This is a genomic window from Pseudomonas sp. S3_B11, assembly GCF_054667715.1.
This window is the reverse complement of record NZ_CP162749.1, coordinates 1,080,699-1,105,416: the sequence shown is the minus strand read 5'-3', so window position 1 is coordinate 1,105,416 and position 24,718 is coordinate 1,080,699. Positions and strand designations below refer to the sequence as shown.

Genomic DNA, 24,718 nt, shown 5'->3' with positions numbered 1-24,718 from the left:
TTTGCATATACAGCATATTGAGAGATCACTATGAATGCGGACACTGCTCCCCTTGCTTGGACTACTGCGATCTGGTGGGCGCTCCTGCGAGACCAGGAAGCATTACTACGCCGTCCAGGAACTCACCATAAGCTACTGAGTGAGGGCGCTCAGGAGCTGCTGAAGGCCGAACAAATAAATTCGGCCGAGCTGTGCGACTTCCTTGAGTTAGCTGATGCAGCTTTGGCCTATGCCATAGAGGCACTACACGATAATGACGGCACCGAATCTGAGGAGCTGTGATGCGAATGCTGGTAACCCCTATGCGCCGAAAAGGCGTGGCCTTAACGCCGGAAGAGCGCGGCAATTACAACGCTATCAGGGGCGATGTACGGGTTGGTTCCGAAAGTCGCAGAGAGCTTGGTAGAAGTGCAACCGTTGCAAAGCTATTCGATGGCTTCACCACAAAAAACCAAGGCCTGCCCGAGCTGCTGGACGTAACCTTGGCAGGCATGGCTCCAGCAGGTTTCGTACTCAGTGGAGTTGAGATTATCGATGGCTGCGCTTATGCGCAGTCCTGGTGGTGCAGATTGGCTTAGGAAAGAGCAAACTCAGCTGGTGGACTTGCGTCGCCTGCACTGGAAAGGACGCCCCCCTCGAATACGTTCAGGAGTTCAAGAAGTGTATTTATATCGAGACGAGGCGGAACGCCTTACAGCGGAAATGCGGGAAGGGCTGGGCACAGCTCTACGAAACATCTCAGATCAATTATTGGAATTTTTAACGGATAACGATTGGGCTATGGTCATAAAGCTTCATGCAGCGATCGAAGCGACTATAACCCAAGTGATATTAGCTCATACAAATCAAGAAGTACTCCGCCCAATAATTGAGCGCCTACCCCTTTCAGATAATCAAACCGGAAAGGGTCGAATAGCGGTAGAGCTTGAGCTAATTACAAAAAGCCAATTTACATTTCTTAGAAAGTTTTCTGAACTTCGAAATAGCCTAGTTCACAGGGTTGAGAATATAGGATTTAACATTGTCGAGTATTTCGAAAGGATGGATGGAGCTCAAAAAAAATCTTGGCGAAATGCGATTGCTTGGCAGGAAGGCGGTACCAAACATGAAGTATTGTCAGATATGTTGGATACAAATCCAAAAGTTGCGATTTTTCTTTCAGTTTTCACAATGATTACGTTGCTAACGGTCACAGAGCAAGAACGACTGGTGCACCGAAAAATGGATTTTTTGTCTGAGCGCACTATGCGAGAACTTTTCGCAGAAGATAGATCAGGGGACGACAATGCTAAACTTACTATGTAAGTCGCGCCACCTAATTGGCCAGCCCTTCTATAATAAAAAGCGCAGATCATAAAATGGGACCGACAATCACAGAGGGCTTATTAAGAGACTTTATCGCAGAGGAAAATAGTGCTTTTTTAAGCTTCATAGAAAATAGTAAAAGTCACGGCCGCTGGTTGATTTCCTCCGACTTCTGCATGGATGACCCAACGTACTCTACCAAAACATGCGCCGTAAGCATCATTCCTTTAGACGAACATCCGCAAGATATATCGGATCGTATAGGCTCCGCCATACCAAAAGATTTAAAGAAGACAAAAGTCATCACCTCCGAGACCATTGAATTATTCAAAGATGAGCGTATGTTCCACTTTGTTTTCATCCTGAGTGGTCATCGAGAAATAATTTCTCAATCGAGCGAGCTTGAAAAGCTAGAAGCAACTAGAGCTTACATATTAAAAATAGTTGACTTTTTAAAGGAAAAAAATTGCCCACCCACAATACTTAAACCCTTCAAAAGTCTTTTGGAAAAATCCAAAGCGAAAAAATTTAATGTCGATCTATTTTCTGACATGATTGCCATATCCTCTATATTAGGTTTTATTTCAGCAGCGCTAATACGTCAAGGCGCTAATTTGATTGGTTTATTTCCAGACCGAGACTGTGTAACTGACTGGTGCGATGGAATATATTCCGATTTCGTTCAGATGTATGTCGGCGGCGTGCTTGAGTCAGTCGAAGGAAAAAGCTATCAATACGAAATAAAAAGGGCGATAAACGGATCATGGCTCGATAGTTTCGTTAGGCTACCTGATTTCCTTGCAGGCGTTATAGCTGGATGGGACCTAGCTAACAACACCATCATAGGAGACAAGCGAGAAAAACTTTTTATGGCAAACATAGTTGATGCTAAAAACATCAAGCTAATACACCTGCTTTATGATGGCGAGTTTCATTTAGAACACGTGACCGCAACAGGACGCTGAACAAAAAAATTTAAAAGCAAGGAGAGCGATATGCGATTTGCGATAATTAACGGGTTAAGATCCGAAGCTACCTCTAAGGCAAGAGGTGTTTGTGGCTTTTGTCAGGGCGAACTAGTAGCCCATTGCGGAAAATATAAAATTTGGCATTGGGCCCATAAAACTCTCGCTGTTTGTGATCGCTGGTGGGAAACAGAAACAGATTGGCATAGGGACTGGAAAAACAATTTCCCTAAAGACTGGCAGGAAGTTATTTTGCAAGATCCCAATACTGGCGAGCGACATATTGCTGATGTTCGCACTCCTTTTGAGGTGGTTATAGAATTTCAGCGTTCTACCATTGAGCCAATGGAAGTGAAGGCCAGAGAAAATTTTTATAAGAAAATTGTATGGATCATTGATGGTACGAGAAACGAAATGGATGTGGCTAATTTTCGCATGTCCTTATCACCTGTTGACGAAAATGCATTTGCCACATTCTATTGGTTTAGTCGAAGCAAGCTATTTCATCGTTGGTATACGAACAAGCCTGTTTTTATAGACTTCGGTGATTCTGGGTTCTGGCGTGTATGTAGGTTTGATCCCGTTAAAAAGACAGGAATATTACTGTACGTGGACAGAGGATTGTTTATTGAAGCATTAACCTGCGGTTCATCAGACTTTAGCAAAAATGGTGGACCTGCTTCGTAATGGCATTAGCTTGACGGTGTAATCCATGTCATTGCGTAATAGGTTTGACTAACTGGGCGAGTTTAAAGGATTGCACTGCCTGTGAAGTGAATGCAGCAGCATTAGATGGAATAGGCGTTGCCCCGTGGGTATGCGCAGCAAGCTGGTTATTCATTTCCTGCAGCAGATCAAGCATATCGCACACAATTCTGAACAGGTTCACTTCATCAGAGCCAATCCAGTTTTTCGGCGCCTGCAGGCGCTGACTTACCTTCGCCACACTTCGTCGCAGCCCCTGGATCTGTTCGTACATGTCGCCGCCTACCGTGGCGCTGTGCTTCTGCCCAACTACCAGGTTCAAGTCCCGCCCGGTTGCCTGATGAAAATCATCCACAGCCGCCAGACTCGCAGATCCACCCGACAGCAACTTGAGCGCCCCCAGCGCCTCAATCGTTTTCACCCCACCCACGGACTCGCTTGAATGATCATCCACCGTCCTGGTGTGGCTCTGGAACCGCTCGCGGTTATCCAGGGCTTCGACTTCCCGCTCAATGGCCTTGTCCTGGATCTTGCCATCAGTCTGGCGTAGCCAGTTGCCGTCCGCGTCCACGCGCTGCTGGGCTGCATCACTGTGCTGCCAGACCTGGTCGCCTTTTGGCACCTTGGGCATGCTCAGGCCGTGCGGGAGGATCGTTTGAATGTAGGGCTTGTTCGGCAGGCCATAGGCGAAGCACACCACCACCTGGGTGCCTTCCTCCGGAAACGCATAGATCCCCATTTCCTCGCCACCGGTGGGCAACGGCAACGGAACGCCGGTGAGCTGAGGTAACAGCGGATCCGGCTCCCCATCTGGGCCCAGGACTTCAATATCCACGGCATAGCGCGGCCGGAAGTCGTCGCAGATCCCGGCGCCGGCCGGCGCGTCGGCCACGGCGATAACCCGGGCGAAGCGCGGCAGGTGGTAACCGCCAGTCAGTTCAGGGAATTGCCGCTCTACGCTGCGGCGGATTGCGTCTTCCATCGGATGGCCATCTGGTCATTGGCGAGCGCCACGCTGGTGACGCGCTCGCCGTTGTTAATCGTTGCACCTGGTCGAAGTCCTGGAAGGGCCGCGACCATCGCGCTCTGGTTGCCCTGGTAGCCGTCGAACAGCTCCGTTGGGATTTGTAGCGGTGCCCGTATGCCGAAAAAGCTGTCGGCCCAGCTCCCCACGAACACTTCGCCATTGCCCTGTTGGTGCCAAGTAAAGTCGGGGATCCCGAACACCCGAGCCAGACTGTCCATCGCTTGGTAACCGGCGGCCAGGCTGTAGAAATATGACGCCTTGATGCCGGCGTATGGCCGATCAGGCACCCGAAAGCGCAGGCCGGTCTGCTCGCTGATCTCGGCAAGCACGGCACGCAGATCGACGTGGCGCAGGTTCATCGGCAGCGGGTTGGCCAGCACGGCGGTCAGCTCCCGGCAGAACAGCGTCTGCTCCACCGCGTTGGCGGCGGTGCAACGCTCGATGTAGCCGATGAAGTGGCGCTGCAGCGTGCTTTGGTTGTAACCAATATCCAGCGTCACCAAGCCTTTGAGCGCCGCACTGGACTGCACCGTGAAGTTCGCCCGGCCCGGGCTGGTGGCGTCCAGCCGGACGTCTTCCTTCACCAGGGCGATCGGCGCGCCGTTGATGGCCAGGACCTTGTGCAGCTTCAATTCTGCTCACTCCCGCCCAGCCACTTATCCACACGGCCCAGGACCTTTTCAAAGCCGCTCAGCGCAGGGTTGTCACTCGTTGCACCACCGCCGTCGCCTACCGCGTCACCGGGTGCGCCCTGGGCGTCAACCTTGTTGCTGGCGCGCCGGCTTTCGACCTTCTCCGGATTGGATTCGCGCTCGCTCAGCGTGAACTGGACAAGCCAGGCCTTAAGGCTGTCGGCCTCCCGGGCGCTGACGCCTTCGGAAAACTCCACCTGGCGCACGCCGAAGGCCTCGGCGGTGTCGTTGACGATCCGGTACAGGTGCAGCTGGCCACCGCCGGCCGTGGCTTCGGCCAGGCGCATCAGATCGGTCAATTGCACCCGATCGACAAACGGAATCATCAGCGAGACGGTGAGCGTCTTGGGCTTGAAGCCCTTGTGCGCCTTGTCGGTGTTGCTGGTCTGGCCCGACATGTCGCCGCTTTCGATACGCAGGTTGGCCGTGACCTTGAGGTTTTTCCCCTGGACTTTTTGCCCGTCGAGCAACAGCGTCATAGGCCCACCAACTCCTGTACAAAACTCAACCCGGTTTTGCTGCCCACCAGCAGCAGGCCGGCGCACTGCACCCATTCATGCCCTGGAGCGTCGCCGGCGAGCAATTGGCGGCGCAGTTCGCTGCTATTGCCTGGGCCGATCAATCGCGCCCGCATGCTGATGTCCGGGTTTCCTCCGGCCAGCAGATTCTTGAGGTCGCTCAACTGCTGATCGCGCCCCTGCTGCTGGGCGCCTTTGCGGGCAGCGAGCGCGGTCAGATCGTTCAACGGCGAGCTGTCGGCGGCATAGCCCTCCAGGACGGCCAATTGGCCCGCCATGGACTGCTTGGCGGCCTTGACCACCGTGCAACGCTCCAGTGGCAGCGTCTGCCAGCGCGGGAGCGGGCCGGGGTTGGGGATCTCCCATTTCTCGCTTTCCAGCTTCACCAGGTGTTGCGCACGGCGCTCGGTGCGCACCAGGTCGGGGATCGGCAACAAGGCATTGAACCGTGACAAGCCGCTGGCCAGCTGCTCCAGGCGTGTGCCCAGGAACAGGATCGACAGTGCGTATAGCGAACCGGCCGGGCGACCGTCGTCGGTGACGTCTTCCAGTTTTTTGCCCAGGTGCTCCAGGACGTTCGGCGCCGACAGGAAGCGTTGATAGCCTTTGCCCTGGCCGATGCCGCTTTGAAATGGAGTCACCACCAGACACGCAGGGGCCTGGCCCAGTTGTTCGGTGAGCGCAGCGCGACCGGCTGCAATGGCCCCTCGTGCCGCGCCGCCGACCGGCCCTGGGCTGGTGGTAGCCAGGCCTTGCAGCCCGGCCAAGCGCTGGGCGGTACTGGCCAGCTCGCCGCCGGCCAGGTTCTTCGCGGCGGCAAGGCCGCCCATCCACTGTGTGGCCTGCTCCGGCCAGCGCATCGTCACCGGTGCCCAAGTCATGCCGGCGGCGTCCAGGTGATGAGCTTCAAGGCTTTCAGGTCCTTCTCTGCCACAGCCTTGGCAACGGCCTGGCGCAAGGTGTCGGCGTGCTGCAACGCGGACTGTCTGAAACGCACCAGGTCATGGCTGACTTTCTGCAATTGGGCGATTGTGTGCGGTCTGAAAGCCTTCACCTGGTCCACGTCGTAACAGGGGTAAACATCATCTACGCCCAGCAACACCTGGGCGTTCAGGTTCACCTGGTCATCGATGGCACTGCTGTAGCGGTAAACCTCGCCCAAGGCGCTGGAGGCGAAACCGCCGGCGATGTGGGCGCCGCAGCCGGCGCTGATCGCCTGCAGCGTTTGCTCCTGCAGTGTGGCCAGCACGGCGTCGATATCATCGACCCATTCACCGTCTTTCCAAATCTGACTTATCCCGGGCTTTTTCATCGTGTAACCCGCCGGCACCGGTTCGAAGCCCTCCAGGGTACGGGGCTCCCCGGTTTCGATGCTGTACACAACCACACCGCCGAAGTGGTCCACCAGTTGCCAGTCTCGACCACTCCACCAGGCGGCCTTATGTTCAGGGACCGCCGGCGGTGGAATCTCCACGCACCCGCCGGGGATCATGTACACGCCCGGTTCCAGGGGCGATTCTTCAGCGGCCACAGCGCCAATGAAAATGCCCAGGTGGTCAGTTTGATAGACAAGTTTGTCGGTCATAGTCGATCTCAATATTTGATGCAGAAAAGAAGGGCCATGTTCTTCGGTCGGGTTTCTGTGCCGCCGGTAGCCGCGACCGTCAGGGCGTGGGTATGTCCACCTGCAGCCCCGATCGCGACGTTATGCGCATGTGAACCAGCTGCAGCCACGGTGACGTTGTGAGCATGTGCGCCAGCAGCAGGCAGCGCGGTTACGGGCCTGTTTGGATGGGCCTGCCCTTCCTCGACACCGCCGTTAACGTTGATCAAGGCGCCGACTCCGTTACCGGCGTGCGTGTGTTCGCCTTGGGTGTCAGTCGATGCGGTGTGCGTGTGTTGGCCCTGAGCATCCGTCGATGCGCTGTGGACATGGTTGGCTACGGCAGCGGCCGAAGCGGTATGCGTATGGGTTTGCAGCATCATGTCCTGGAAGGTGCCGAACGCTCGGCCCGCATCGATGCCACGTCCATCGTCCCAGCCCCGGGGAAACAACCCCCGCATGTCGGGCAGGTTGAACGTCGTCGAGCCGTCACCCGCGCCGTAATAGGTAGAAAGCCTCTCGAAGAGCTTTGTGAAGGTAGTCCGAGAAATCGCTGCACCGTTGCACTTGAGCCAACCTGCCGGTGCGGCACTCATGGCGAAGGCCGCGACCATGCCCACCATAGGCTCGCCGATTTGCTGATTCAGTTTGTTCAGTGCTGCCGTAGTGGCCAGGATCTGGCTGCTGTTGCTTGCGGGGTCGTCGCTTTTGGCATTGGGCAAATTACCCAGGTCCACGTCCTCTTTGGTGGTCGCCCGGGCGCGCAACTGCGCATAGTCACCGTTGCGCGCCGCCAGGTACTGAATCAACGGGCCGGGGACGGGCTCCGTCATTCTCATATCGACGATGTTGGTTGAGGAAACAAAGTTGGCGATCTGTACGCAGTAATGGCGTGCGCCGGCGGCGTCGGTATAGTCCGACTGGTCGCCATAGGCCAGCTTCCAACTGGTCACACGGTCGTTCAGCTGGCGTTCCAGGCAAACGTCCAGCCAGATTTTTCCCGACGGGATGATGCCGCTGATCGGTAGCGGTTTGTCCAGGACCACCCGGATGCCTTCGATGTAGGCGGTGCCTGGATTCAATTGGTACTCGCCCACAATCCTTGTGAAGGCCAGCGAGCTGCCAAAAAAACAGGCGCGGCCGTACAGCTCGCGATTGTTCAAGCGCTCGCGCTCATCGATGCCGGCCAGACGCACCGTAAAGTCATGCTGCCAGGTGCTGGCATCGATGGTGATGCCGGTCAAAGCCATGGCGCCGTCAAAGGCCAGCAGAAAGTTTCGGGTGACGTTGTTACCGATCTGCAGTGGCGGCACGTTTTTGCGTTTCTGCTGCAACGGCACGGTGGACACGGCACACAGCACTCCGTCCTCGTCCTCCAGGCCGATCCAATTGAAATTCCAGTCGCCGACGTCCGACCCCAGCTGCGCGCTGTACACCACCTGATTAGGGTTCACGTAGCCGGCGTTCTGCGCGGGAATGTTGTAGACATGAACGATCTGCGCCGCCGGCGGCTTGCCAGCAGCGCGATCAATCGGCGCGGCAGGGTCCAGCCCGGGCACATTGGCGAAGATAAATTTGCTGATGATCAGCGGCTTTCTTTGGCTTTGCTTCAGGGCTATTTGGCTTTCGCCGGCCAGGGTGATATTGGCGCTCACGGTACGGTCCTAGAGGCTGGCAACCAGCGTTTGCTGGTCGTCGTTGAAGTCCACCACGGCGATTTGTAGGGCCATGGGGGTGATGGTCACGAAGTCATAGCGTCGGCATGTTCGGCCGTACTGCTGGATCAAAACGCGCAGCAATTCGGGGTTGAGCGACAGCTGCGTGTTGCTGAACTTGAGCTGGATAACGTCCCAGTCCCGGTCGGGTTGACGCTCCTCGATCTCGACGTAGCCCACGCCCAGGCGCTCGAAAATACGCTTCATCCCCGCGGTACTGCCGGCGTCCACGGAGTTAATGAAGGCGTATTTCACTCGCAGGCGGAACAAGGCCTCGGGCTCGCCTTGAAAGCGCGTGACATCGCGCTGCCAAGCCCACAGGTCGAGGATGCTCATGTGGCAGGTGTCAGGATCGATCTGCGAATAAGGCCAGCGCAGCCAACCGGTGACGGTTTCCCACCAGGCCTGGGCGGCCTGAGTGAGCTTGGAAAGCTCGGTGCCTTCAAGCCAGAACGGCAACTTGAGCTTGATCAAAGGATCACCACTTTCAGGCTCTGCAGCCGGGGGATCGACAGCCCGCTGACGATATCCCCCATGGGCACAAACTTGACGGACTCGATACCCCGGAACTGCTCGTGCAGCTCCTGCGCCAAGCGGCTGATACTGAATCGCGATTGGGGATAAGTGAGCGTGGGCTGGTAGTCCCGAGGCGTGCTTTCGCGGAATGCGGCTCGCACAAATAATTCGATTTCGTGCGTGAGGTCGGCGATCTGCGCCGGCGTCTGGTTGGCAAAGGGCCAGACGTTTACCTGAAAACTGATCATTTGTTCAGGCATGACCATGGCCAGCAGATCGTCGCCATGGCCGTGGTTGCCCTGGTCGCGGATGTGCGCATTGATCTGGTCCAGGTAACTGCTGGCCGGTACGCCGGCATCGAACAGCACATAGGCGTTTGCGCTACCTGGTCCGCGTGGTGCGCCGTGTTCGAAGTAGACACCATCCGGCCGTACGCCCGGGAAAGCGGAAATCATGGCGCGATAAACGGCATCGGTGTGCCACTGGTTCACCGCCGAGAACTGGTTGCGCACCCGCAGGCGCAGCTGGTCGTTGGGCTCCGGATCTGCACCAGGTGATTCCAGCCAGCCGTCGCTGTTGACCACCTGGACGATGCCCGGTACCGGGACCGGCAAGATGGCGTAGTAACCAGGTGCAAGGTTAAAACCGCTGCCAGATTCGAGCGCCTCCACCGGCACTTCAAGTTGGAGTTGCCCCTGCTGGAAGGTCGCGGCGGCGGTCGTAATGAGCTGGTAAACGTTGCCGTTGATCGCGGCTGACTGCACCACAATGCCTTTTTCCAGATCCATCACGCCGTCAGGTGTGGTCCGCGTGAAGAGGACTTTGCCTTGGGCTTTAGTTGCCCCTTTGCGTTCGACGTTAACCGCCCAAGCCAGCGTGTCCAACCAAGCGTCTTCCGCTGTTTTGACAAAGAAGTTGGGCAGGACAGTCAAGCACAGGAAATCCAGCAGCCAAAGCACCGGTTTGGTGACCAGGGCCGTCATCACCCGCCAGAACGGCGAATAGCTGCTGGTGTTGGCCACCTTGGCGCCCTGGGCTTCGACTTCCTTTTCCCAGGCGGCTTTCAGGCCAGCCTCCGTGGTCGGGATGCCCGTTTCGGCGATCACCTTTTTAAAATCGACGCTCACAGACTTACCTCAATCGATCCGAATTTCAGAGTTTTGGCCGTGACCAAGTAGACGCCAGGCTCCTCCTGGGTAATGCGTGCCGTGCCCGGCACCAGGCGTTCGTCGTCCTCCACCAACAGCTCCAGCTGCTGGATGCAGTCGCGTTGACGCAACCGATCACGCTCGGCAACCAGGACGACCAGAAGCCCGCTGTCGCGGATCATGTGGGCGATGTCCTGGGCAATGCAGGCGCGGTCATCGATCAGTTGCGGCTGGCGCGATGGATCCAGGGCCAGGTCGTTGTCCACAATCAACAGATCCACGTACTCGCTCATCCGCCCACCGCCATGGCCACCATGTTTTCCATTTCCAGCGGCGTCATTGCCTTGCCGGTGTGGATATTCACGTTCTCCACATGCGTGCCCTTGTTCTGGTTGCTGCTGTTGTTCTGAATGCTGGTCAGCAGCCCACCAGGGGGCACCGCTGCCGGGCGCGTCGGGGAAAGGCTGGGGATGGCCGCGTTGATGGTCTGCTGGGCTTTCTGCGCGGCGTTGGCAGTGTCTGCGGCGTTGGACGCTGCATCGACGCCGGGCACCTCGGGCATGCCCCCGAAGCGCGCTTCGATGTTCACGCCCGGGATACTGTTTAGCAGCTCGATCACGCCGTTCACGGCCTGGGTGAAAATGCTGACGATGCTGTCCCAGGCGGCCCGGGCCATGCCTGACCAGCCGCCCATGGAGTCGAACCAGTCGGAAAGCTTCTGGAACTGTTCAGCGACGAATTGAAAAGCGGCCGTGTTCATCAGCGCCGTGGTCCATTCGTCCCAGTAGGAGACGGCCGCGACGACGATCGCGACCAGGGCCACGATGGCGACCACAATCCATACCACCGGGTTGGCCAGCAGCGCCGCATTGACCAGCCAGATGGCGCCCTGCCAAAGCAGCATGGCGCCGCGCACCAACGCCAGGCCGGCGCTCAAGGCATAGATCACAGTCATGTAGGCCAGGATCGCCAGCTTCTGCAGGACGAAGCCGGCGACGGTGCGCAGGTTCAGCAACTGGACGACCTTCCAGACCGACACCAGGCCCATCCAGGTCATCCTGGATACCCCCACCACCACGGTGAGCAATGACATGGCCGCCACGATGCCCATGATGGTCAGTGCCGTGATGCCGATAACGCGGGTGATGTTGGGGAACAGCTGCGACCAGCGCACCAGGGTCTTGCCGATCTCGATCATGCGGTTCATGAACGGCGTGAGCACCGGAATCAGCACCTGGCCGAACACCACGCGCATGACTTCGACCAGGGACGCCCACTGTTGCCATGGATCGACCATGGCCCTGGCCATGTTCTCGGCGTTCTCCAGGCCGCGCACCTTGCCCAACTGCTCGATGCCGTTGCGCAACCGGCTGGTGTCCTTGGCCAGTGCGCCGATCACCTGGGCGCCTTCGCCGCCGAAGGCCTCCAGCAACTTGGCCCCGGCCGAGGCGCTGGTTAGGTCGCCGAACTTGCCCTGGAGCTTGTCCAGGATGGTCATCATGGGCAGGATCTTGCCCTGCTGGTCGGTGAACTTGATGCCCAGTTTGTCCGAGGCGGCACCGATGTTTTCGAAGAATGCCTTGTAGCGTCCGCCGGCATCGCCGCCTTCCATGGTGCTGCTCAGGGTGCCGATCACCGCCATCTGTTCGGCCAGATCCACGCCGGCCGTCGTGGCGATTGCACCGGCCTCCTTAAACGCGTCCTTCATCGCTGCGCCGCTGGTGCGAAACAGCTGTACCGCCAGCGCCGTCTGGCCTCCCAGCCTTTCGACCCATTCACCCTTACCCATCGCATCGGCTTGGGACTTCTGCAGGTTGTAGAGGGTGCCGACGTATTCGCCCATGGTTTCGGCATCGGTCTTGGTGGCCTTGGCCAGCAAGTTACTGGTGTTGGTGAAAACGGCCAGTTGGTTACCGGCCAGGCCCTTGATGGCGCCCTCGATCAGGTACGCCGAGGCCACGAACTCCTGGGCGTTCTCGCCGTAGTTCACCGCGAACTCCAGGGACTTGGCATTGAGCGATGACAACGCATCTTCGGCCACGCCCAACGATCGGACATCGCCCAGGGCGCGGTTGACCTCCAGGGCCGGCTCCATGGACTCACGGATCCCGACCACGCCCGCCGTCAGCCCACCCAAGCCCAGGCCGATGGTCTTGATGTGCTTTTCGCTTTGGTCGGCCAGCTCGGAAAAGCCCATCTTCACCTTGCCCAAGGGCGCGGTGACTTTGTCTTGCAGGCTCAGGATGAAAGCCAGGCTGGCGCTACGGTCTGCCAATGTCGTTACCCGTTCAGCGCAAGAGCAATGCCGTTAGCCACGGCAAACTCCATGCGTCTCCAGTGTTCGTCCTCCAGCCACTTGGCCGTTCCCATCGCCTCCGGCGTGGGTTCGGCTCCAGGTAGCCAGCGGTTCGTCAGGGCCATGAGCTGGCCCAGGCCGTTTTCGCTCAAGCGCTCAGCGTGCTCGAGCGCTTTTTTACGATCACCTCAACGTTGGGGGCGTACTCCTCAAGGAGCGCGCCGGCGAGCTGCATCACCATCACCGGGTTGGCCAGCAAGGGTTTCAGGACGGCCTTTTGTTCCTGCAGCACGGTCGTCATCAGCAGGTTGTTGCCCGGGGCGACTTTGTTGGTCTGGGTCAGGGCGTTGAAGTACTTGGTCACGTCAGCCGGGGTCAGGTTGAAAGTGAATTCCTGTTCGCCGATTTCCAGAGTGATTTCGGTGTTCTGTTGGCTCATGGGGTGGATCTCTTGTTGAGTTGGGTTGAGGTGTTGGCCTGGTGTGCCGGCGATCGCTGGCAAACTCCGGCGGCGTATTGCTGCAGGCCGAGAATCATTTGCCGGCTGAGGGCAAGCTGATCTCGGAGGGTGAAATAATCCGGTCGAGCGTCTGCAGCGAGTTCGGGGCCTCCTGCATCAGCCACGCGGGTGGCGCCGGCGGCGGTGGGCACAGATCCGGACGCGGGACAGGTGGCGTTGACGCGCAGCCGCTGACCGCCAGTGTCAACAGCACGGCGAAGACGTTCGTTTTCAGTAAGTGCATGGTTCAGTTCCGTGGTGTTTCGTTGATCGATCGCGTCCCGCTCGGCGAGCCTTTCCCCCCTGATGCGAGCTGCTTCTCGCAGGCCGACGACCTCCGACTTCAGGCCCTTCAAGTCTTTCAGTGCTTCGTCGCGCTGATCCACAACCCGGATAAACCAATACAAGGGCACCATAGCGGTGATCAGCATCACGATCAGGGCGAGTCGAAAAGGTGGGATCGTCATTTCAGGCACAGCTCCATCTCGGCCAGTCGGCGGTTGTGCAGGCCTTGAATGAACCGCTTGCGGCCCTGGGCGTCGGTGACAAACGACCAGACAGGAGTTCTCCCATCCGGCGCCCAGGCCAGCGCCCGGCAGCCGGCAGCGATGCGGCCGGCGTTGATAAGTCCTACGGCCCGACTGGCGCAGGTGCTGGGCGTACCGACGTTGTGCGCGTGGCTACTCAAGGCATCGAAGGTGTTCTGGTCCACGTCCAGATTGGTGATGCAATCAGCCAGCTGCAGCTGCCCCTTGCTGATCACCAGTTGCTCCACCTCGGCGCACCGCTCGGGCGACCAGTAGTCGCCGACCACCACCGGAAAGGGGCTGGTGTGGCGAGTGATGCCCTTGCAGACGGTGGGCAGCCCACCGGCCAGCTTGTCCGCGTAGACGGTGTTCTGGCCGTTGCCTTCCCAGGTGCCCAGGAAGACCACCAGCGGGGCGCTGGCGAGCGCCAGGGCACCGGCCTGGATCTTTCCGCGAAGGCTCATGGGAACCACACCCGCAGCACTGCCGGCACGACCATTTGCAGTGCAGCGCCGAGCAACGTCAGGATGGTCAGCAAACGGCCAACCTTCGAAGCGATGTCATTCACCGCCACCGTCAGCGTCTGCTGGCCGGCGTTGAGTTCCGAAAGCTGGCCGGCCATGTGTTCAAAGCCTTGTTCCAGCTTGGTGACGCGCGTCGGTACGGTTTCGTGGCGGTCTTCCAGCTCACTCAATCGGTGTTCGATCACGGCCATCTTCTGTTCCATCGATCCGAGGCGAACGGCTTCAGTGGTCATGTGCGCTTACTCTTTTCGTGGCCGGCCTGGCAGGGAACGCAGCGGGTCATGCCGCCCAGGGCTTGCCGTGCAGGCGGGATCTCGTTGTCGCAGTCTTGGCAGTGGGTCAGGCTTGGCCCGACCGGCCGAGGCTGGCGCAGCTGGGCTTGAATCGCCTGGTCACGTTGGCGCTGCTCCAGCTCCTGGGCGCGGTCGAACCAATCCACCATCAGCGCAGCCCCTCGATCTCGGCAGCGTCGAGGTACGGAACGCCGTTGATGTGGATAAAGTCCGGACTGGTGACGTCGAACGGCACCTTGTGCTTGGCCTTCTCGCCGCCCTTCGGATCAATCGCCAACAGGCTGGAAATCTTCACCTTGCAGCCGAACGCCTCCACGCGCAGTTCTTCGTCCTCCCCGGCCTTGGCGAAGAACACCGCGTCAAAGGGCTTCAGGGCGCGGAAACTGCCCGCCGATCGCGCCGCGTCGATCAGCAGATTGAAGTTGGTGGTATCCAGTTCGAACTCGCCGGCGGCGGCCACGTCGCCGTCCACGGTGCCATCGGGCACGCCCCGGGTTTGTGCCACGGCCGAGTTGTCGGTGATATCCAGGGTGCAGTTCTCGACGTGCAGCGACAGGTCGCCCAGGCTCACGTCGAAGTTCTTGCCGCCAATCTTTGCCATGGCGCGTTACTCCGTTTTGTCGGTGGAAAGATCCAAGGCGATGTTCGCCGTGAGGTCTTTCGGGCAATTGAGGGGTTTGAGCTTGATGTAGGCCGCCACCTTGGTTTTGCTCAGCCAGCTCAGCACCAGGTCGCCGTCCTTCGGCGGCTCGATGTCGCCGGGGAACACTTCGCCATTGAACGTGGTGGACTTGGCCATAGCGCGCAGAGGGGCCATCAGCTGGTTGGTGTTGACCGCCATGCTGTTGGGCGTGCTGTTCAAGCGGCGATCGGCTACCCGGCGAATCAGCAGTGGCCGGATCAGGCGAGCGGCCTTGTCGGTGATGCGCAGGTATTCCACGACCTGGAAGTCACTGGCAGGGGTGTCGAGCATGTTGCCGTCGCCCCAGTACACACCCTGGTAGTCCGGGTAGGTCTGCGAAACGGAATACCGGGCGCGGTCCAATTCACTGCGCACGGCCGAGGGCAGCGGTACCTTGTCGCCGTCGATCGGCACTGGGCCGAGCCCCAGCACCGGGCCGGTGGCCACGCGCATCGGGCTGTCGGCAACACTCACAGCAGCATTGGCCAGACGTCCGGCCAATATGCCCAGATCATTGCCGTGCAGTTGCGGCACCGGCAGGACACGCGGCGCTGCCACATTGGCCACCAGGGCTTTCTGCTCGGCGACGTACTGGGCCCAGGTCTGCTCAGCGGTGATGCCGGCAGTGGCGGCCATCACAAACACACGGCGCCCGTAGGTATTGTTCAAGGCAACAGCGGCATCGTGCATGGCCGTGAATTCGGCCGATGTGGTCACCGGCTTGGTGATGATCACCGCTTCCGCCGAGATACCTTGCTGCTGGGCTTTCTCCAGGGCTTCGGACCAATTGCCTTCGGCGCCGATCGGGGCCGCCACACAGGCCCAGCGCTGGCCACCGTTGAGGCGTGCGGCGTTGATTTGGGTTTTCAGGTCGCTTGCCGGAATGCCCAGGGCCGTGTCCAGGTCGCTGTCGGTGTTCAGCGGGATGAACTGGCCGACGTTCTTGCCGGCGGGGCCAATGAAAAGGAAGTAGCGCTCAATCTCTGTTACGGCACCCTGGCCCAGATTGAGATTATCGACGGTGACTTGACCGAGTGCCATGCAATGCCTCGTTAGCGGGGTGAAGTTAGGATTTGTTGCAACACCTGGTTGATCAGCAGGCTGGTGTCGCGTTGGGTGTTGGCGCCGATGAACTGGCGTTTCGGCAGGGTGATTTCCCAGCTCTGCGCGCCGCTGGACTCGTTGCGTTCGTCGTCCAGGATGCGGATCAACAGCCCGGCCTGGGCGTAGTTCACATGTTCCTGGATCCACGCCACGGACGGTCGGGACAGCGTCTTCTTGCCAGCCTGGCGCACACGAAAGCCCAGCCGGCGCAGGCGCTTGGCCTGCTTGTCGGTGGCGGCCAGGCCCGGGGCGGTCTTGTTCCAGCGGCGCATCTGCGCGGCAGTACGGCGCTCACTGACGCCGTTGTGCTGCTGAGTCGCGACCCAACGGGTCAGGGCGTTTTTCCAGCCCAGCTCCGCCTCGTCGGCGCTCAACCGGGTGACCACCATCAGCTTGGCCAGACCAGCTTCCATCTTCTTTTTGCCCTTGCCGTCACCCTTGCGCGGGGCGAATGGGGAGCCGTCCAGGTTCTGCTGATCGCGCACACGCTTGCGGCTCATCGTCCGCACGCGCTTGGTCACCTGGTTGAGCAACCGGCGGCGCAGTTTCGGCGGCAGGCTCAGCAACGCCAGTTGCTCGCGCACGCCGAGTTGGCCGCGTACGTCGAGTTCGAACGTGCTACGCCCGGCCATCGGTGGCCACCTCGCCGCGCTCAGCGATCCACAGATCAAAAGGAACGAATGCCCAGGTCTTGCCGAAGGCCTGAATCTCGCCGGCCGGGTCCTCAGCCAGGTACTGCGGTTCGACAAACTCCAGGGTGAGTTCCACGTCGAACAGGTCATTGTCCAGGGGCTCGACGGCGAACAGCGGCGCCGGCAGTTCGTGCCGATCGCGGTCCGGGTCGTGGGTTTCCAACCAACTGCCGACCAGGGCCATCAGCCGTGCCGGATGGTCGGCGAAGCGCTCCAGGATGATCGCGGCGCGGTAGCGCATATCGCCCAGGTGCATGCCGTCCAGGTCGGGTTTCCAGACCAGGTTAAGCGTGACCTGCTCCGTCCAGCTGTCGAGCTGTTCAGGCTCGACCAGGCGACGTTCCAGCAAGTAGGCGGTCAGGCTTTGCAACTTGGTCATAGCAGCGCCGCCGTGATGCGGCCACGACCCTGCAGAGCACGGACGGCCTGTTGGCTGAAAGCCAAGAAGGTTTCGGCACGCTCGGGCGCTTCCTTGCCGGTGTTTTCCGCGCTTTCACGACGGGTGACGGTAGGAAATTGCGGCAGCGAGTTACCCTTGGCGCGGCAGTACACCGCGCGTTTGTACAGCTTCACCTGAAAGGCACGTTCCGGCAGCAGCGTGGAATCCGCGGACTCGACACACGTAATACCGTTGGCCTGCCAGCGGGCTTTGCACTTGGTCAGGTCCGTATTGACCTCGACCATGGCAGTGTTCAACGCGTCGACCAGCAGCTCGACCAGGTACTCCGCCGGCAGGCGTTGTTCCTTCTGGAATTCGGACACGGAGAGGTCCGGCCAGAAGCCGTCATTCTCGATCGTCTGTTCCACAAAGGTGGTGGGTTTCCCGGAAAAGCTCATTGCTGGCCGCTCAAATAGGGCGGGGAGCCGGTTTTCAGTGGGACGGCCCATAAATGGGCGGCTCACTTCCACAGGTCCCCGCTGGGGGGGTAGTTGGTTATTCGGTGGCCGGGGTAGCGGCCGCTTGTTTCGCGAGGGCCTTGCGGACCTTATCGAGGCGCGTGTCGTTACCGGCTTTCGGATACAGCTCGGTGGAACGTTCCAGATGCTTGAGCGCGGTTTCCCACTGCTCGGCCTCCATGGCGCGCATGCCGATCAACTTGTGGTACTTGCTCGGGATCTGCTCCGTCAGTTGCCATTCGCCGTCAACTCGGGGCAACAGGTCGGACAAATAGGGCTCCGGGCTGCGGCTGGCGTTGTATTCGGCGTAGGCCCACTCACATACGGCGTCGGCCACAAAGGTCTGAATGTCGCGGCGCTTGAAGCGCTCCGGCATCTGCTGACCCTGTTCCATCAGGAAGTCCGCCAGTTCCAGGGCGTCATCGAACTGGGCGGTGTCGAACAGCCAGATCAAGACCTGCACCGCCACGCGATTGGGGAAATTCAGCCCCGATTCGCAGTAGCGCTGTACGTACTCCTGGTACTTGGGTAGCAGTTCTTCGCGCTTGAGTGCCTGACGCCCGGCCAGGCCGTTGATGGCGCTGATGCGCGCCAGGTCCTGGTCCAGCGCCGCTTCCTGCAGCATCAAATGCTTGCGCGCATTGGCTGGGCTGTTCAGGGCTTCCGCTGGCGAGTAAGGAAGAGCTGCGGAGACGGCAGCCGCCGTAATGGCGGCGCCTCCCAAGGCGATGGTGCGGCGCTTGTGCGCAAGGGCCAGACTCACGCGACCAGCTCCACGTTTTCGGTCATGGCGAACTTTTCCAGCTGCTCGATCACGTAACCTTCGTTGCGGCTGTTGTAATCCTCGACGCGGGAGCGCTTGGGATTTTCGATGGTCTGCTTACGCCAGCTGGAGTCCTGGAAGTAGATCGACAGGTTGTCCCAACTGGTGACCACCACGCCGTTGACCGGGAAGAACGGCACGCTAAAGCTCGGCAAGCCGCCGTAGGTGGCAATCACCTGGGCTTCTTCGATGCGCTCTTTTTCGGTCGGAGTGTCGCCCTGCTTCGAATACAACTTGGCCTTGTCAGCGGCCAGCAGGTCGGTGCCGATGATTGCGATCAGGTCGCCGGCATCGCGCAGACGCTCGTCCACCAACTGCTTGGTGTCATGCACCAGGGCGTCGAGGTTGGCGTAGTCGCCACCGGCGCCGAGGGTAACCTTGCCGGCAACCTTGCCTTCCTTGAGCACTTGGGCCGGGATCTGTTCCCGGGCCTGTTGCAGCCAGCCTTTATTGACGTCCTGCAGCATCGGGTACTGCTCGATGTCGGTTTGCACCGCCGCGTGGGTGCCATGAAAACCGACCATGATGCGATCCAGCGCGATCTGTTTTTGCACGGCAGCGGAATAGCGCTGGTGGAAGTCAGGGAACTTGGCCCAGGCGTCGATTTTCGCGTAGGGCAAGCCCACATCGGACTCGGTCGACGATAGCTCGTAGGTGTCCTGATCCAGCGACGACGCATCTTTGGCTTCGCGATCGGTGGTCTTGGTGTTGGTACGGCCAGTGACCGGGCCCGACACGCCGATGAAGACTTTCTGGCCCTTGATCTCGCTGACCGGGATGACGTTGATCCGCTCCAGGAAGTCGGACTTCGCGGTGATCGCGTCATTCAGTTCCTGGGCAATGGTTGGATCGACGCTAAAGTGCTTGCTCGCCAACTCCACGCCATAGCTTTCAGCGATGGCCAACTGCAGTTCGGCGTACATCTTGGCGCCGAAGGCGCTCAGTGAATGGGCCATGTCAGAGCACCCGCTTTTTGGTGGTGGTTACCGGGCCGGGATTGCGCGGCAGGTGGCGACCATTGGGGGTATTTTTCAGCTCGTTGAACTGCTTTTGCAGGGCGGCCATGTTTGCCAGCAATGTCTTATTCGTCGCGCCGTCCTTGCGGCTGAACTCACGTTCATCCTCGGCGGTGGTCACGATGTCATCGACGGCGGCCTGCACGTCATCAATCGGCGCGGCTTCGGGCTCTGGTGCCTCTTCAGCGACGGGCTCAATCACTGCCTGAATGCCAGCAGCGACAATCAGCAGTTGAGCCAGCAGGGCTTTCAAGGCCGTTGCGGTAGCTTCATCCATAGGGGGTTCGGTCTCGGTTGTGGATTGCGGGGGGACTTCGGTGGTGCGCTCTTCAAGGCCGAAGCGCTTGAATAAGCCCGTGAACATGCTGAACAGCTTGGCCATGTCGCCTTGCGGCTCTTCGTCACGCAGGGAGCCAAGGGGGACAGAGGCCGCGAAGTGGACCGGTTGACCGGTTTTGCGGGAGAAATAGAGTTCTTGGGTGCCAAGGCTCGACGGTGAATCAGTCACCGCCAAGCCGACCAGATAGGCTTTGCCGGTGTTGGCAAAGTCCGGCAGGATCTCGATGCTGGAAAACAATTTCTCGCCCTGGTCGTTGAGTGCGAGCAGCTTGTCATTCGGTTTCAGCTGGGCTTCCAACGCGACCTGGCCAGGCTCCAGACCTTCGCCCTCCTCCACCAGGCGCACCGCATAAACGGTGCCGTAGGAACCTGGCCAGCGTTCATGTTCGGACCAGATCGAAGCGGTGTATTTGGCAGTGCTGTAGGTCTCAGCGATATCGCGCAATTCCTGGGGAAGGATCACTCGGCCATCAATGGTCGGGCCACTGGTGGCGACGCGTTTCCAGAACGAAACAAGGGAACGGGGCATGGGCGATAACTGCGCTCAATCGTTGAATGAGCCGCCACGATAGGGAGCTGCAAAGCCCCCAACAAACGGTTCAAATGCGCGTTCCTCCTATATTCGCGATATAGGTGAATCCCGGAATTTAACCCCACGTTTCCAACGTTTTCGCCGCATAGACTGCGGCTCATGTACTACTCGACCGAAGTTAAAGAAGCCGCCAAACGCCTGTTTCTACGCCGCTGTAAGGCCAAGGAAATTCAGGCGCAGCTCAACCTGCCCAACATCCGCATCGTCTACTACTGGATCCGCCAGGGCGGGTGGGAAGACATGCTGTCGGACGAAGAACCGCTAACGGCCGTCGGCCGGCGAATCACCCTACTCCTGGACAAAGCCAGCAGCCTGACCAAGGACGAACTCAACGAGCTGGACCGGCTGACCACCGTTCGCGAGCGCCTGTTAAAGCAAGCGGTCAAACCGTCGCCAGCGCCAGCCGGGGAATCTGCAGACGAGCCACAGGAACGCCGCCAGGGTGCGCGTGGCGAACGTTCGGGCCGTGGCGATAGCGGAGGGAAGAAACGCGAAAAGAAAGTGAAGAACGACATCAGCGGGCTGACCGAAGTCGACTTCCTGGATAAGTTCATCAGCAAGATGTACCGCTATCAGCAGGAGCTGTTCGCAGCCAAGCAAAACCCGCTGACATGCCGGATCCGCAATATCCTGAAAAGCCGCCAGGTCGGTCTGACCTACTACTTCGCCGGCGAAGCATTTATGGACGCCGTACTCAGCGGCGACAACCAGGTGTTCCTGTCGGCCAGCCGCTCGCAGTCGGAGATTTTCCGCAGCTACATCATCCAGTTCGCCAAGCAATGGTTCGATATTGAGCTGACCGGCAACCCGATCACACTCAGCAACGGCGCCGAGCTGCGCTTTCTCAGCACCAACAGCAGCACCGCCCAGGGCTACCATGGCCACGTCTACGTCGACGAATATTTCTGGATACGTGACTTCGACAAACTCAGCACCGTGGCCAGCGCCATGGGCACCCACAAGAAGTGGCGAAAAACCTATTTCTCGACGCCCAGCGCCGTGTCGCACCAGGCGTACCCGTTCTGGTCGGGCGAGGAATTTCGCAACAGCAAACGCGGCAAAAAGGCCGGCGGCACCTGGCCCACCGAGGCGTCCTACACCCAGGGCGCGCTGTGCCCCGATGGTCAGTGGCGCAAGACCATTACCCTGGACGACGCCATCGCCGGCGGCTGCGATCTGTTCGACCTGGAACAGCTGCAGCTGGAGTACGACGAAGACAAATTCCAGCAGTTGTTCTACTGCAAGTTCATCGACAGCAGCCAGAGCGCGTTCAGCCTCAAGGACCTGGAGCGCTGCTATTCCGACTTGTCGTTGTGGGAAGACTACAACCCGGAATTGGATCGCCCATTCGGCAACAGCCCAGTGTGGCTGGGCTACGATCCGAGCAGGACCCGCGACGACGCCACCTGCGTGGTGGTCGCCCCGCCACTGGAACCCGGGGCGAAATTCCGCATTCTGGAAAAGCACAGCTGGCGGGGGCATTCGTTCAATTACCAGGCTGCCCAGGTCAAAAAGCTTACCGAGCGTTTCAACGTGCAGCACATCGGTATCGATATCACCGGTGTGGGATATGGCGTGTTCGACCTGGTGCGCGATTTCTACGCGAAGGCCACGCCGATCCATTACAGCCTTGAGACCAAAAACACCCTGGTACTCAAAGCCCAAGACACGATCCAGGGCAGTCGCATCGAGTGGGACGCCGGCTGGACCGACATCGCCCAGGCGTTCCTGACCATCAAGCGGGGCACCACCACCAGCGGCCAGGTCACCTACAGCGCTTCACGCACCGACGCTACCGGCCACGCCGATATCGCCTGGTCAGTGATGCATGCCCTGGCCAATGAACCCCTAAACCACAACAAGCGGCGCCGCAGTCGCTACGTCACGAGCGGAAACAATGCCCAAGCCACGACACAGAAAACCCCAAGCCAGCCAGCAGGTGCGACAGCCACAGCCCATGCGGGCGTTCACCTTCGGAGAACCCGAACAGGTGCTGTCCGGCAACATCGGCGAGTACCTGGGGGTATTTCTCAGCGACGACGGCGAGATCTACAAACCGCCGGTGTCGCGGGCGGGCCTGGCCAAGCTGCTGCGCGCCAACGCGCACCACGGCGCTATTCCCAAGTTCAAACGCAACTTGCTGTTGCGTGAATTCATCCCGTCCGAGGGCTGCAGCACGCAGACCATGGGCCGGGCGAGCCTGGATTACATGGTGTTCGGCGAGGCGTATTTCTATCGCGATACCAATGCCTTTGGCGAAGTGCTGGAAATGCAGCACCTGCCGGCGATCAACATGCGGGTGAAGGTGGACGGCGGGTTCAGGATGTTGATGCCCGACAGCAAGTACATGGACTTCAACCAGGACGAAATCGAACACGTCCTGGACTACGACGTGGAACAGAACATCTACGGCGTGCCCGACTACCTGGGCGGCCTGCAGGCGCTATTACTCAACGAAGCCGCGACCCTGTTCCGCCGGCGCTACTACAGCAACGGCGCGCACGCGGGCTACATCTTCTACACCAACGACCCGGACCTGACCGAGGAAGACGAAGAGAACCTGCGCGCCCAAATCAGCGCCAGCAAGGGCGTGGGCAACTTCCGTTCGATGTTCGTCAATATCCCCAACGGCAAGGAAAATGCCATCCAGATCATCCCCGTGGGGGACTTCCAGGCCAAAGACGAGCTGGAGAAGGTGAAGAACATCACCCGCAATGACGTGATTGCGGCGTGGCGTATGAACCCTGCCCTGGCCGGGATCATTCCGGAAAACAACGGCGGGTTTGGTGATATCGAAAAGATTGACCGCGTGTACACCAGCAACGAGATAAGGCCGATCTGTCAGCTGTTCAACCAGTTGAATGACACCCTTCGACGTGACAGGCGTATCGACTGGAGAAAGCTTGATAACGCAGGGGAAACCGCTGCCTGATATTTCAAAGGCAGGGAAAAATTCTGCACCACATGCGAACATAGTGGCAATTCGTTGCACCCTGGGGAGGGAACATGAGAGTTACTTGTAAATGCGGACACAAAGGTCGAATTGCATCACGTGAGGTGCTATCTGCCGACTTCGCGAAACTTTACTGCCAGTGCCTCGACGCAAAGTGTGGGCACAGTTGGGTCGCAAATCTCACGTTTTCCCACACGCTCAGCCCGTCCGCGCAGACGTTCGACAGGTTGCTGATTGATCGACTGCGAGATATGCCCAGGGCCCAGCAGCGGGAGCTATTCGAAAAACTCGGATCGCAGGCAGTCGCGTGATGCGAACCGCCGACAACGACATGCCGGCGGCACAGGAATCAATCTTCGTCGGACTGATCCGGGTTGCTTATCAGCGCTTCGGTCAGCCGGCGCAATTGCTCCTGGTCACGATGGCTCAACTGGCGATAGAACCCAATCAGACGTCGTTCAATGTGCGAAAGCTCATACCGCGCAGATGCAGCTATTTCAACGTAACCGACATCGGCGTTTGTGCGATCCAACATGCTTACCACTCCATAAAATCCATTGCTGACGCAATTATATGGGGGCGAGCTGGTGGCAAGGCAGGAACAGCGTGGTCAGCTCACTCCTTTGGCAGCATCGTCTGCCATGGCCTTAACAAAGCGCCGAATGGCTCTTTGATCATCCGCCGGGATATTGCGGTATTGCTGAACAATGCTGTCTTCAGCCTCATTCAGCGAATCAAGGGCCAGTGTGCTACGCCGTCCGGTGAGGATGTAGGGCACATCGAATTCGAACTGAACCGCAACCTTACTAAGGTACGACGCCGTGGCATCGCTAGAACCCGCTTCGTAGTTCGCTTGTGTTCGTTTTGCAATCCCAAGTGCTTCCGCGACCTGGCTCTGCGTCATGCCGCACCGCTTCCGTTCTTCTTGCAGCCGAGAACCGATCTCTTCAGAAAGATGCACTTTTTTTCATCCTTACTATTTACAAATGCACTTAAGTGCATCATTGTGCATCTCACACCACATGAAATTGCACGGATCTGCACTATGCCGAACTCAAGCGTTACCGAGCAAGCCCGTCAACAAGCACGGGAAGCATTAGAAAAGCGTGGCCAGTCAGCCAAAGACTTCGCTACTCGACACCAACTCAACCCCAGCACCGTCTATGCGGTCTTGAGTGGCCAAAGCCAATGCCGTCGTGGGGAGGCACATCGTGCTGCCGTCCTTCTGGGAATCAAAGACGGCGTAATTGCACAGTAATGGCCAGCGCACTGAGGGAACAGCAGAAG

Annotated in this window: 35 protein-coding genes; 9 read left to right on the top strand and 26 right to left on the bottom strand. The window is 59.0% G+C overall.

Features of this window, described 5'->3' with window-relative positions:
* Positions 1 to 30 precede the first annotated feature (30 nt).
* Genes AB4O22_RS05275 through AB4O22_RS05255 form a run of 5 tightly spaced genes read left to right on the top strand, consistent with a single transcriptional unit; the run spans position 31 to position 2,957 of the window.
* Complete coding sequence (locus AB4O22_RS05275) at positions 31 to 282, top strand: hypothetical protein (protein WP_460105700.1); 252 nt, start codon at positions 31 to 33, stop codon at positions 280 to 282.
* On the top strand, positions 282 to 578 hold the full coding sequence (locus AB4O22_RS05270; protein ID WP_460106700.1) for a hypothetical protein: 297 nt from the start codon (positions 282 to 284) through the stop codon (positions 576 to 578). The genes AB4O22_RS05275 and AB4O22_RS05270 overlap by 1 nt, the downstream gene beginning before the upstream one ends.
* Complete coding sequence (locus AB4O22_RS05265; protein WP_460105702.1) at positions 535 to 1,305, top strand: hypothetical protein; 771 nt, start codon at positions 535 to 537, stop codon at positions 1,303 to 1,305. Before AB4O22_RS05270 ends, AB4O22_RS05265 begins: the two co-directional genes overlap by 44 nt.
* Before the next feature lie 53 nt (positions 1,306 to 1,358).
* Positions 1,359 to 2,270: a hypothetical protein gene (locus AB4O22_RS05260; protein ID WP_460106702.1), complete on the top strand. Its 912-nt coding sequence runs from the start codon at positions 1,359 to 1,361 to the stop codon at positions 2,268 to 2,270.
* A 30-nt stretch (positions 2,271 to 2,300) separates the two neighbouring features.
* Complete coding sequence (locus tag AB4O22_RS05255; RefSeq protein WP_460105706.1) at positions 2,301 to 2,957, top strand: competence protein CoiA; 657 nt, start codon at positions 2,301 to 2,303, stop codon at positions 2,955 to 2,957.
* A 28-nt stretch (positions 2,958 to 2,985) separates the two neighbouring features.
* Here the strand turns inward: AB4O22_RS05255 and AB4O22_RS05250 are convergent, their stop codons facing one another.
* From AB4O22_RS05250 to AB4O22_RS05135, 24 genes are all read right to left on the bottom strand, one after another.
* A complete protein-coding gene (locus AB4O22_RS05250) occupies positions 2,986 to 3,957 on the bottom strand; it encodes a hypothetical protein (protein ID WP_460105709.1) in 972 nt (323 codons plus the stop codon).
* Positions 3,930 to 4,634: a hypothetical protein gene (locus tag AB4O22_RS05245; RefSeq protein ID WP_460105711.1), complete on the bottom strand. Its 705-nt coding sequence runs from the start codon at positions 4,632 to 4,634 to the stop codon at positions 3,930 to 3,932. The genes AB4O22_RS05250 and AB4O22_RS05245 overlap by 28 nt, the downstream gene beginning before the upstream one ends.
* On the bottom strand, positions 4,631 to 5,173 hold the full coding sequence (locus AB4O22_RS05240; protein ID WP_460105714.1) for a baseplate complex protein: 543 nt from the start codon (positions 5,171 to 5,173) through the stop codon (positions 4,631 to 4,633). Before AB4O22_RS05240 ends, AB4O22_RS05245 begins: the two co-directional genes overlap by 4 nt.
* Positions 5,170 to 6,093: a hypothetical protein gene (locus AB4O22_RS05235; RefSeq protein WP_460105716.1), complete on the bottom strand. Its 924-nt coding sequence runs from the start codon at positions 6,091 to 6,093 to the stop codon at positions 5,170 to 5,172. The genes AB4O22_RS05240 and AB4O22_RS05235 overlap by 4 nt, the downstream gene beginning before the upstream one ends.
* Positions 6,090 to 6,797, bottom strand: a complete 708-nt coding sequence (locus AB4O22_RS05230; protein ID WP_460105719.1) for a DUF4376 domain-containing protein — start codon at positions 6,795 to 6,797, stop codon at positions 6,090 to 6,092. Before AB4O22_RS05230 ends, AB4O22_RS05235 begins: the two co-directional genes overlap by 4 nt.
* Positions 6,798 to 6,805: 8 nt before the next feature.
* Positions 6,806 to 8,470: a phage tail-collar fiber domain-containing protein gene (locus AB4O22_RS05225; RefSeq protein WP_460105722.1), complete on the bottom strand. Its 1,665-nt coding sequence runs from the start codon at positions 8,468 to 8,470 to the stop codon at positions 6,806 to 6,808.
* A gap of 9 nt (positions 8,471 to 8,479) precedes the next feature.
* Complete coding sequence (locus tag AB4O22_RS05220) at positions 8,480 to 9,004, bottom strand: phage tail protein (protein ID WP_039013060.1); 525 nt, start codon at positions 9,002 to 9,004, stop codon at positions 8,480 to 8,482.
* Complete coding sequence (locus AB4O22_RS05215) at positions 9,001 to 10,173, bottom strand: baseplate J/gp47 family protein (protein WP_432779732.1); 1,173 nt, start codon at positions 10,171 to 10,173, stop codon at positions 9,001 to 9,003. Before AB4O22_RS05215 ends, AB4O22_RS05220 begins: the two co-directional genes overlap by 4 nt.
* Positions 10,170 to 10,487 carry a DUF2590 family protein gene (locus AB4O22_RS05210; protein ID WP_460105725.1) on the bottom strand — a complete coding sequence of 106 codons (318 nt, stop codon included), beginning with the start codon at positions 10,485 to 10,487 and terminating at the stop codon, positions 10,170 to 10,172. Before AB4O22_RS05210 ends, AB4O22_RS05215 begins: the two co-directional genes overlap by 4 nt.
* Positions 10,484 to 12,469 (bottom strand): phage tail tape measure protein, encoded by a 1,986-nt coding sequence (locus AB4O22_RS05205; protein ID WP_460106704.1) that lies wholly within the window; start codon positions 12,467 to 12,469, stop codon positions 10,484 to 10,486. Before AB4O22_RS05205 ends, AB4O22_RS05210 begins: the two co-directional genes overlap by 4 nt.
* Before the next feature lie 5 nt (positions 12,470 to 12,474).
* Positions 12,475 to 12,615, bottom strand: coding sequence for a DUF6890 family protein (locus AB4O22_RS05200; protein ID WP_039013052.1), 141 nt, complete (start codon positions 12,613 to 12,615; stop codon positions 12,475 to 12,477).
* Positions 12,616 to 12,638: 23 nt separating this feature from the next.
* Entirely contained in the window at positions 12,639 to 12,929 is a 291-nt protein-coding gene (locus tag AB4O22_RS05195; protein ID WP_039013050.1) for a putative phage tail assembly chaperone, read from the bottom strand.
* Positions 12,926 to 13,456, bottom strand: a complete 531-nt coding sequence (locus AB4O22_RS05190) for a lysis protein (RefSeq protein ID WP_460105727.1) — start codon at positions 13,454 to 13,456, stop codon at positions 12,926 to 12,928. Before AB4O22_RS05190 ends, AB4O22_RS05195 begins: the two co-directional genes overlap by 4 nt.
* Positions 13,453 to 13,980 (bottom strand): lysozyme, encoded by a 528-nt coding sequence (locus AB4O22_RS05185; protein ID WP_460105729.1) that lies wholly within the window; start codon positions 13,978 to 13,980, stop codon positions 13,453 to 13,455. Before AB4O22_RS05185 ends, AB4O22_RS05190 begins: the two co-directional genes overlap by 4 nt.
* On the bottom strand, positions 13,977 to 14,273 hold the full coding sequence (locus AB4O22_RS05180; RefSeq protein WP_460105732.1) for a hypothetical protein: 297 nt from the start codon (positions 14,271 to 14,273) through the stop codon (positions 13,977 to 13,979). The genes AB4O22_RS05185 and AB4O22_RS05180 overlap by 4 nt, the downstream gene beginning before the upstream one ends.
* Positions 14,270 to 14,482, bottom strand: coding sequence for a TraR/DksA family transcriptional regulator (locus AB4O22_RS05175; protein ID WP_460105734.1), 213 nt, complete (start codon positions 14,480 to 14,482; stop codon positions 14,270 to 14,272). Before AB4O22_RS05175 ends, AB4O22_RS05180 begins: the two co-directional genes overlap by 4 nt.
* Positions 14,482 to 14,934 carry a phage protein gene (locus AB4O22_RS05170; protein WP_039013042.1) on the bottom strand — a complete coding sequence of 151 codons (453 nt, stop codon included), beginning with the start codon at positions 14,932 to 14,934 and terminating at the stop codon, positions 14,482 to 14,484. The genes AB4O22_RS05175 and AB4O22_RS05170 overlap by 1 nt, the downstream gene beginning before the upstream one ends.
* A gap of 6 nt (positions 14,935 to 14,940) precedes the next feature.
* On the bottom strand, positions 14,941 to 16,056 hold the full coding sequence (locus tag AB4O22_RS05165) for a DUF2586 domain-containing protein (protein ID WP_460105737.1): 1,116 nt from the start codon (positions 16,054 to 16,056) through the stop codon (positions 14,941 to 14,943).
* Positions 16,057 to 16,067: 11 nt separating this feature from the next.
* Positions 16,068 to 16,751 carry a phage virion morphogenesis protein gene (locus tag AB4O22_RS05160; protein WP_045154842.1) on the bottom strand — a complete coding sequence of 228 codons (684 nt, stop codon included), beginning with the start codon at positions 16,749 to 16,751 and terminating at the stop codon, positions 16,068 to 16,070.
* On the bottom strand, positions 16,738 to 17,190 hold the full coding sequence (locus AB4O22_RS05155) for a phage tail protein (RefSeq protein WP_460105740.1): 453 nt from the start codon (positions 17,188 to 17,190) through the stop codon (positions 16,738 to 16,740). The genes AB4O22_RS05160 and AB4O22_RS05155 overlap by 14 nt, the downstream gene beginning before the upstream one ends.
* The gene (locus tag AB4O22_RS05150) at positions 17,187 to 17,648 is read right to left on the bottom strand and encodes a head completion/stabilization protein (protein WP_460106098.1); all 462 of its coding nucleotides are present in this window, start codon (positions 17,646 to 17,648) and stop codon (positions 17,187 to 17,189) included. The genes AB4O22_RS05155 and AB4O22_RS05150 overlap by 4 nt, the downstream gene beginning before the upstream one ends.
* 97 nt (positions 17,649 to 17,745) lie before the next feature.
* A complete protein-coding gene (gene gpM, locus AB4O22_RS05145) occupies positions 17,746 to 18,471 on the bottom strand; it encodes a phage terminase small subunit (protein WP_460105741.1) in 726 nt (241 codons plus the stop codon).
* Positions 18,468 to 19,487, bottom strand: coding sequence for a phage major capsid protein, P2 family (locus tag AB4O22_RS05140; protein ID WP_432779746.1), 1,020 nt, complete (start codon positions 19,485 to 19,487; stop codon positions 18,468 to 18,470). Before AB4O22_RS05140 ends, gpM begins: the two co-directional genes overlap by 4 nt.
* Position 19,488: 1 nt before the next feature.
* Positions 19,489 to 20,415, bottom strand: a complete 927-nt coding sequence (locus AB4O22_RS05135) for a GPO family capsid scaffolding protein (RefSeq protein ID WP_432779748.1) — start codon at positions 20,413 to 20,415, stop codon at positions 19,489 to 19,491.
* 162 nt (positions 20,416 to 20,577) lie between these two features.
* On the opposite strand from AB4O22_RS05135, the gene AB4O22_RS05130 reads away from it, so the two are divergent.
* The 3 genes from AB4O22_RS05130 (at position 20,578) to AB4O22_RS05120 (ending at position 23,742) form a co-directional block, all read left to right on the top strand.
* The gene (locus AB4O22_RS05130) at positions 20,578 to 22,629 is read left to right on the top strand and encodes a terminase large subunit domain-containing protein (RefSeq protein ID WP_460105744.1); all 2,052 of its coding nucleotides are present in this window, start codon (positions 20,578 to 20,580) and stop codon (positions 22,627 to 22,629) included.
* A complete protein-coding gene (locus tag AB4O22_RS05125) occupies positions 22,541 to 23,410 on the top strand; it encodes a phage portal protein (RefSeq protein ID WP_460106100.1) in 870 nt (289 codons plus the stop codon). The genes AB4O22_RS05130 and AB4O22_RS05125 overlap by 89 nt, the downstream gene beginning before the upstream one ends.
* A gap of 74 nt (positions 23,411 to 23,484) precedes the next feature.
* The gene (locus AB4O22_RS05120) at positions 23,485 to 23,742 is read left to right on the top strand and encodes an Ogr/Delta-like zinc finger protein (RefSeq protein ID WP_083221499.1); all 258 of its coding nucleotides are present in this window, start codon (positions 23,485 to 23,487) and stop codon (positions 23,740 to 23,742) included.
* Positions 23,743 to 23,780: 38 nt separating this feature from the next.
* On the opposite strand, the gene AB4O22_RS05115 is transcribed toward AB4O22_RS05120, so the two are convergent.
* Together AB4O22_RS05115 and AB4O22_RS05110 are read right to left on the bottom strand one after the other, a co-directional pair.
* Complete coding sequence (locus AB4O22_RS05115) at positions 23,781 to 23,966, bottom strand: hypothetical protein (RefSeq protein ID WP_436366723.1); 186 nt, start codon at positions 23,964 to 23,966, stop codon at positions 23,781 to 23,783.
* A 75-nt stretch (positions 23,967 to 24,041) separates the two neighbouring features.
* Positions 24,042 to 24,392, bottom strand: coding sequence for a helix-turn-helix domain-containing protein (locus tag AB4O22_RS05110; RefSeq protein ID WP_460158239.1), 351 nt, complete (start codon positions 24,390 to 24,392; stop codon positions 24,042 to 24,044).
* A gap of 84 nt (positions 24,393 to 24,476) precedes the next feature.
* On the opposite strand from AB4O22_RS05110, the gene AB4O22_RS05105 reads away from it, so the two are divergent.
* Positions 24,477 to 24,689, top strand: coding sequence for a helix-turn-helix domain-containing protein (locus tag AB4O22_RS05105; RefSeq protein WP_460106103.1), 213 nt, complete (start codon positions 24,477 to 24,479; stop codon positions 24,687 to 24,689).
* The last annotated feature ends 29 nt before the right edge of the window (positions 24,690 to 24,718 follow it).

Excerpts from the sequence above, each read along its gene's own strand:
- AB4O22_RS05115 (WP_436366723.1), bottom strand. The coding sequence starts at position 23,966 with ATGTTGGATCGCACAAACGCCGATGTCGGTTACGTTGAAATAGCTGCA.
- AB4O22_RS05185 (WP_460105729.1), bottom strand. The coding sequence starts at position 13,980 with ATGAGCCTTCGCGGAAAGATCCAGGCCGGTGCCCTGGCGCTCGCCAGC.
- AB4O22_RS05150 (WP_460106098.1), bottom strand. The coding sequence starts at position 17,648 with ATGAGCTTTTCCGGGAAACCCACCACCTTTGTGGAACAGACGATCGAG.
- AB4O22_RS05235 (WP_460105716.1), bottom strand. The coding sequence starts at position 6,093 with ATGACTTGGGCACCGGTGACGATGCGCTGGCCGGAGCAGGCCACACAG.
- AB4O22_RS05260 (WP_460106702.1), top strand. The coding sequence starts at position 1,359 with ATGGGACCGACAATCACAGAGGGCTTATTAAGAGACTTTATCGCAGAG.
- AB4O22_RS05200 (WP_039013052.1), bottom strand. The coding sequence starts at position 12,615 with ATGGCCCTGACGAACCGCTGGCTACCTGGAGCCGAACCCACGCCGGAG.
- AB4O22_RS05105 (WP_460106103.1), top strand. The coding sequence starts at position 24,477 with ATGCCGAACTCAAGCGTTACCGAGCAAGCCCGTCAACAAGCACGGGAA.
- AB4O22_RS05135 (WP_432779748.1), bottom strand. The coding sequence starts at position 20,415 with ATGCCCCGTTCCCTTGTTTCGTTCTGGAAACGCGTCGCCACCAGTGGC.
- AB4O22_RS05190 (WP_460105727.1), bottom strand. The coding sequence starts at position 13,456 with ATGACGATCCCACCTTTTCGACTCGCCCTGATCGTGATGCTGATCACC.
- AB4O22_RS05120 (WP_083221499.1), top strand. The coding sequence starts at position 23,485 with ATGAGAGTTACTTGTAAATGCGGACACAAAGGTCGAATTGCATCACGT.
- AB4O22_RS05160 (WP_045154842.1), bottom strand. The coding sequence starts at position 16,751 with ATGGCCGGGCGTAGCACGTTCGAACTCGACGTACGCGGCCAACTCGGC.
- AB4O22_RS05210 (WP_460105725.1), bottom strand. The coding sequence starts at position 10,487 with ATGAGCGAGTACGTGGATCTGTTGATTGTGGACAACGACCTGGCCCTG.
- AB4O22_RS05265 (WP_460105702.1), top strand. The coding sequence starts at position 535 with ATGGCTGCGCTTATGCGCAGTCCTGGTGGTGCAGATTGGCTTAGGAAA.
- AB4O22_RS05230 (WP_460105719.1), bottom strand. The coding sequence starts at position 6,797 with ATGACCGACAAACTTGTCTATCAAACTGACCACCTGGGCATTTTCATT.
- AB4O22_RS05195 (WP_039013050.1), bottom strand. The coding sequence starts at position 12,929 with ATGAGCCAACAGAACACCGAAATCACTCTGGAAATCGGCGAACAGGAA.
- AB4O22_RS05250 (WP_460105709.1), bottom strand. The coding sequence starts at position 3,957 with ATGGAAGACGCAATCCGCCGCAGCGTAGAGCGGCAATTCCCTGAACTG.
- AB4O22_RS05175 (WP_460105734.1), bottom strand. The coding sequence starts at position 14,482 with ATGGTGGATTGGTTCGACCGCGCCCAGGAGCTGGAGCAGCGCCAACGT.
- AB4O22_RS05165 (WP_460105737.1), bottom strand. The coding sequence starts at position 16,056 with ATGGCACTCGGTCAAGTCACCGTCGATAATCTCAATCTGGGCCAGGGT.
- AB4O22_RS05240 (WP_460105714.1), bottom strand. The coding sequence starts at position 5,173 with ATGACGCTGTTGCTCGACGGGCAAAAAGTCCAGGGGAAAAACCTCAAG.
- AB4O22_RS05170 (WP_039013042.1), bottom strand. The coding sequence starts at position 14,934 with ATGGCAAAGATTGGCGGCAAGAACTTCGACGTGAGCCTGGGCGACCTG.
- AB4O22_RS05275 (WP_460105700.1), top strand. The coding sequence starts at position 31 with ATGAATGCGGACACTGCTCCCCTTGCTTGGACTACTGCGATCTGGTGG.
- AB4O22_RS05270 (WP_460106700.1), top strand. The coding sequence starts at position 282 with ATGCGAATGCTGGTAACCCCTATGCGCCGAAAAGGCGTGGCCTTAACG.
- AB4O22_RS05155 (WP_460105740.1), bottom strand. The coding sequence starts at position 17,190 with ATGACCAAGTTGCAAAGCCTGACCGCCTACTTGCTGGAACGTCGCCTG.
- AB4O22_RS05255 (WP_460105706.1), top strand. The coding sequence starts at position 2,301 with ATGCGATTTGCGATAATTAACGGGTTAAGATCCGAAGCTACCTCTAAG.
- AB4O22_RS05130 (WP_460105744.1), top strand. The coding sequence starts at position 20,578 with ATGTACTACTCGACCGAAGTTAAAGAAGCCGCCAAACGCCTGTTTCTA.
- AB4O22_RS05180 (WP_460105732.1), bottom strand. The coding sequence starts at position 14,273 with ATGACCACTGAAGCCGTTCGCCTCGGATCGATGGAACAGAAGATGGCC.
- AB4O22_RS05140 (WP_432779746.1), bottom strand. The coding sequence starts at position 19,487 with ATGGCCCATTCACTGAGCGCCTTCGGCGCCAAGATGTACGCCGAACTG.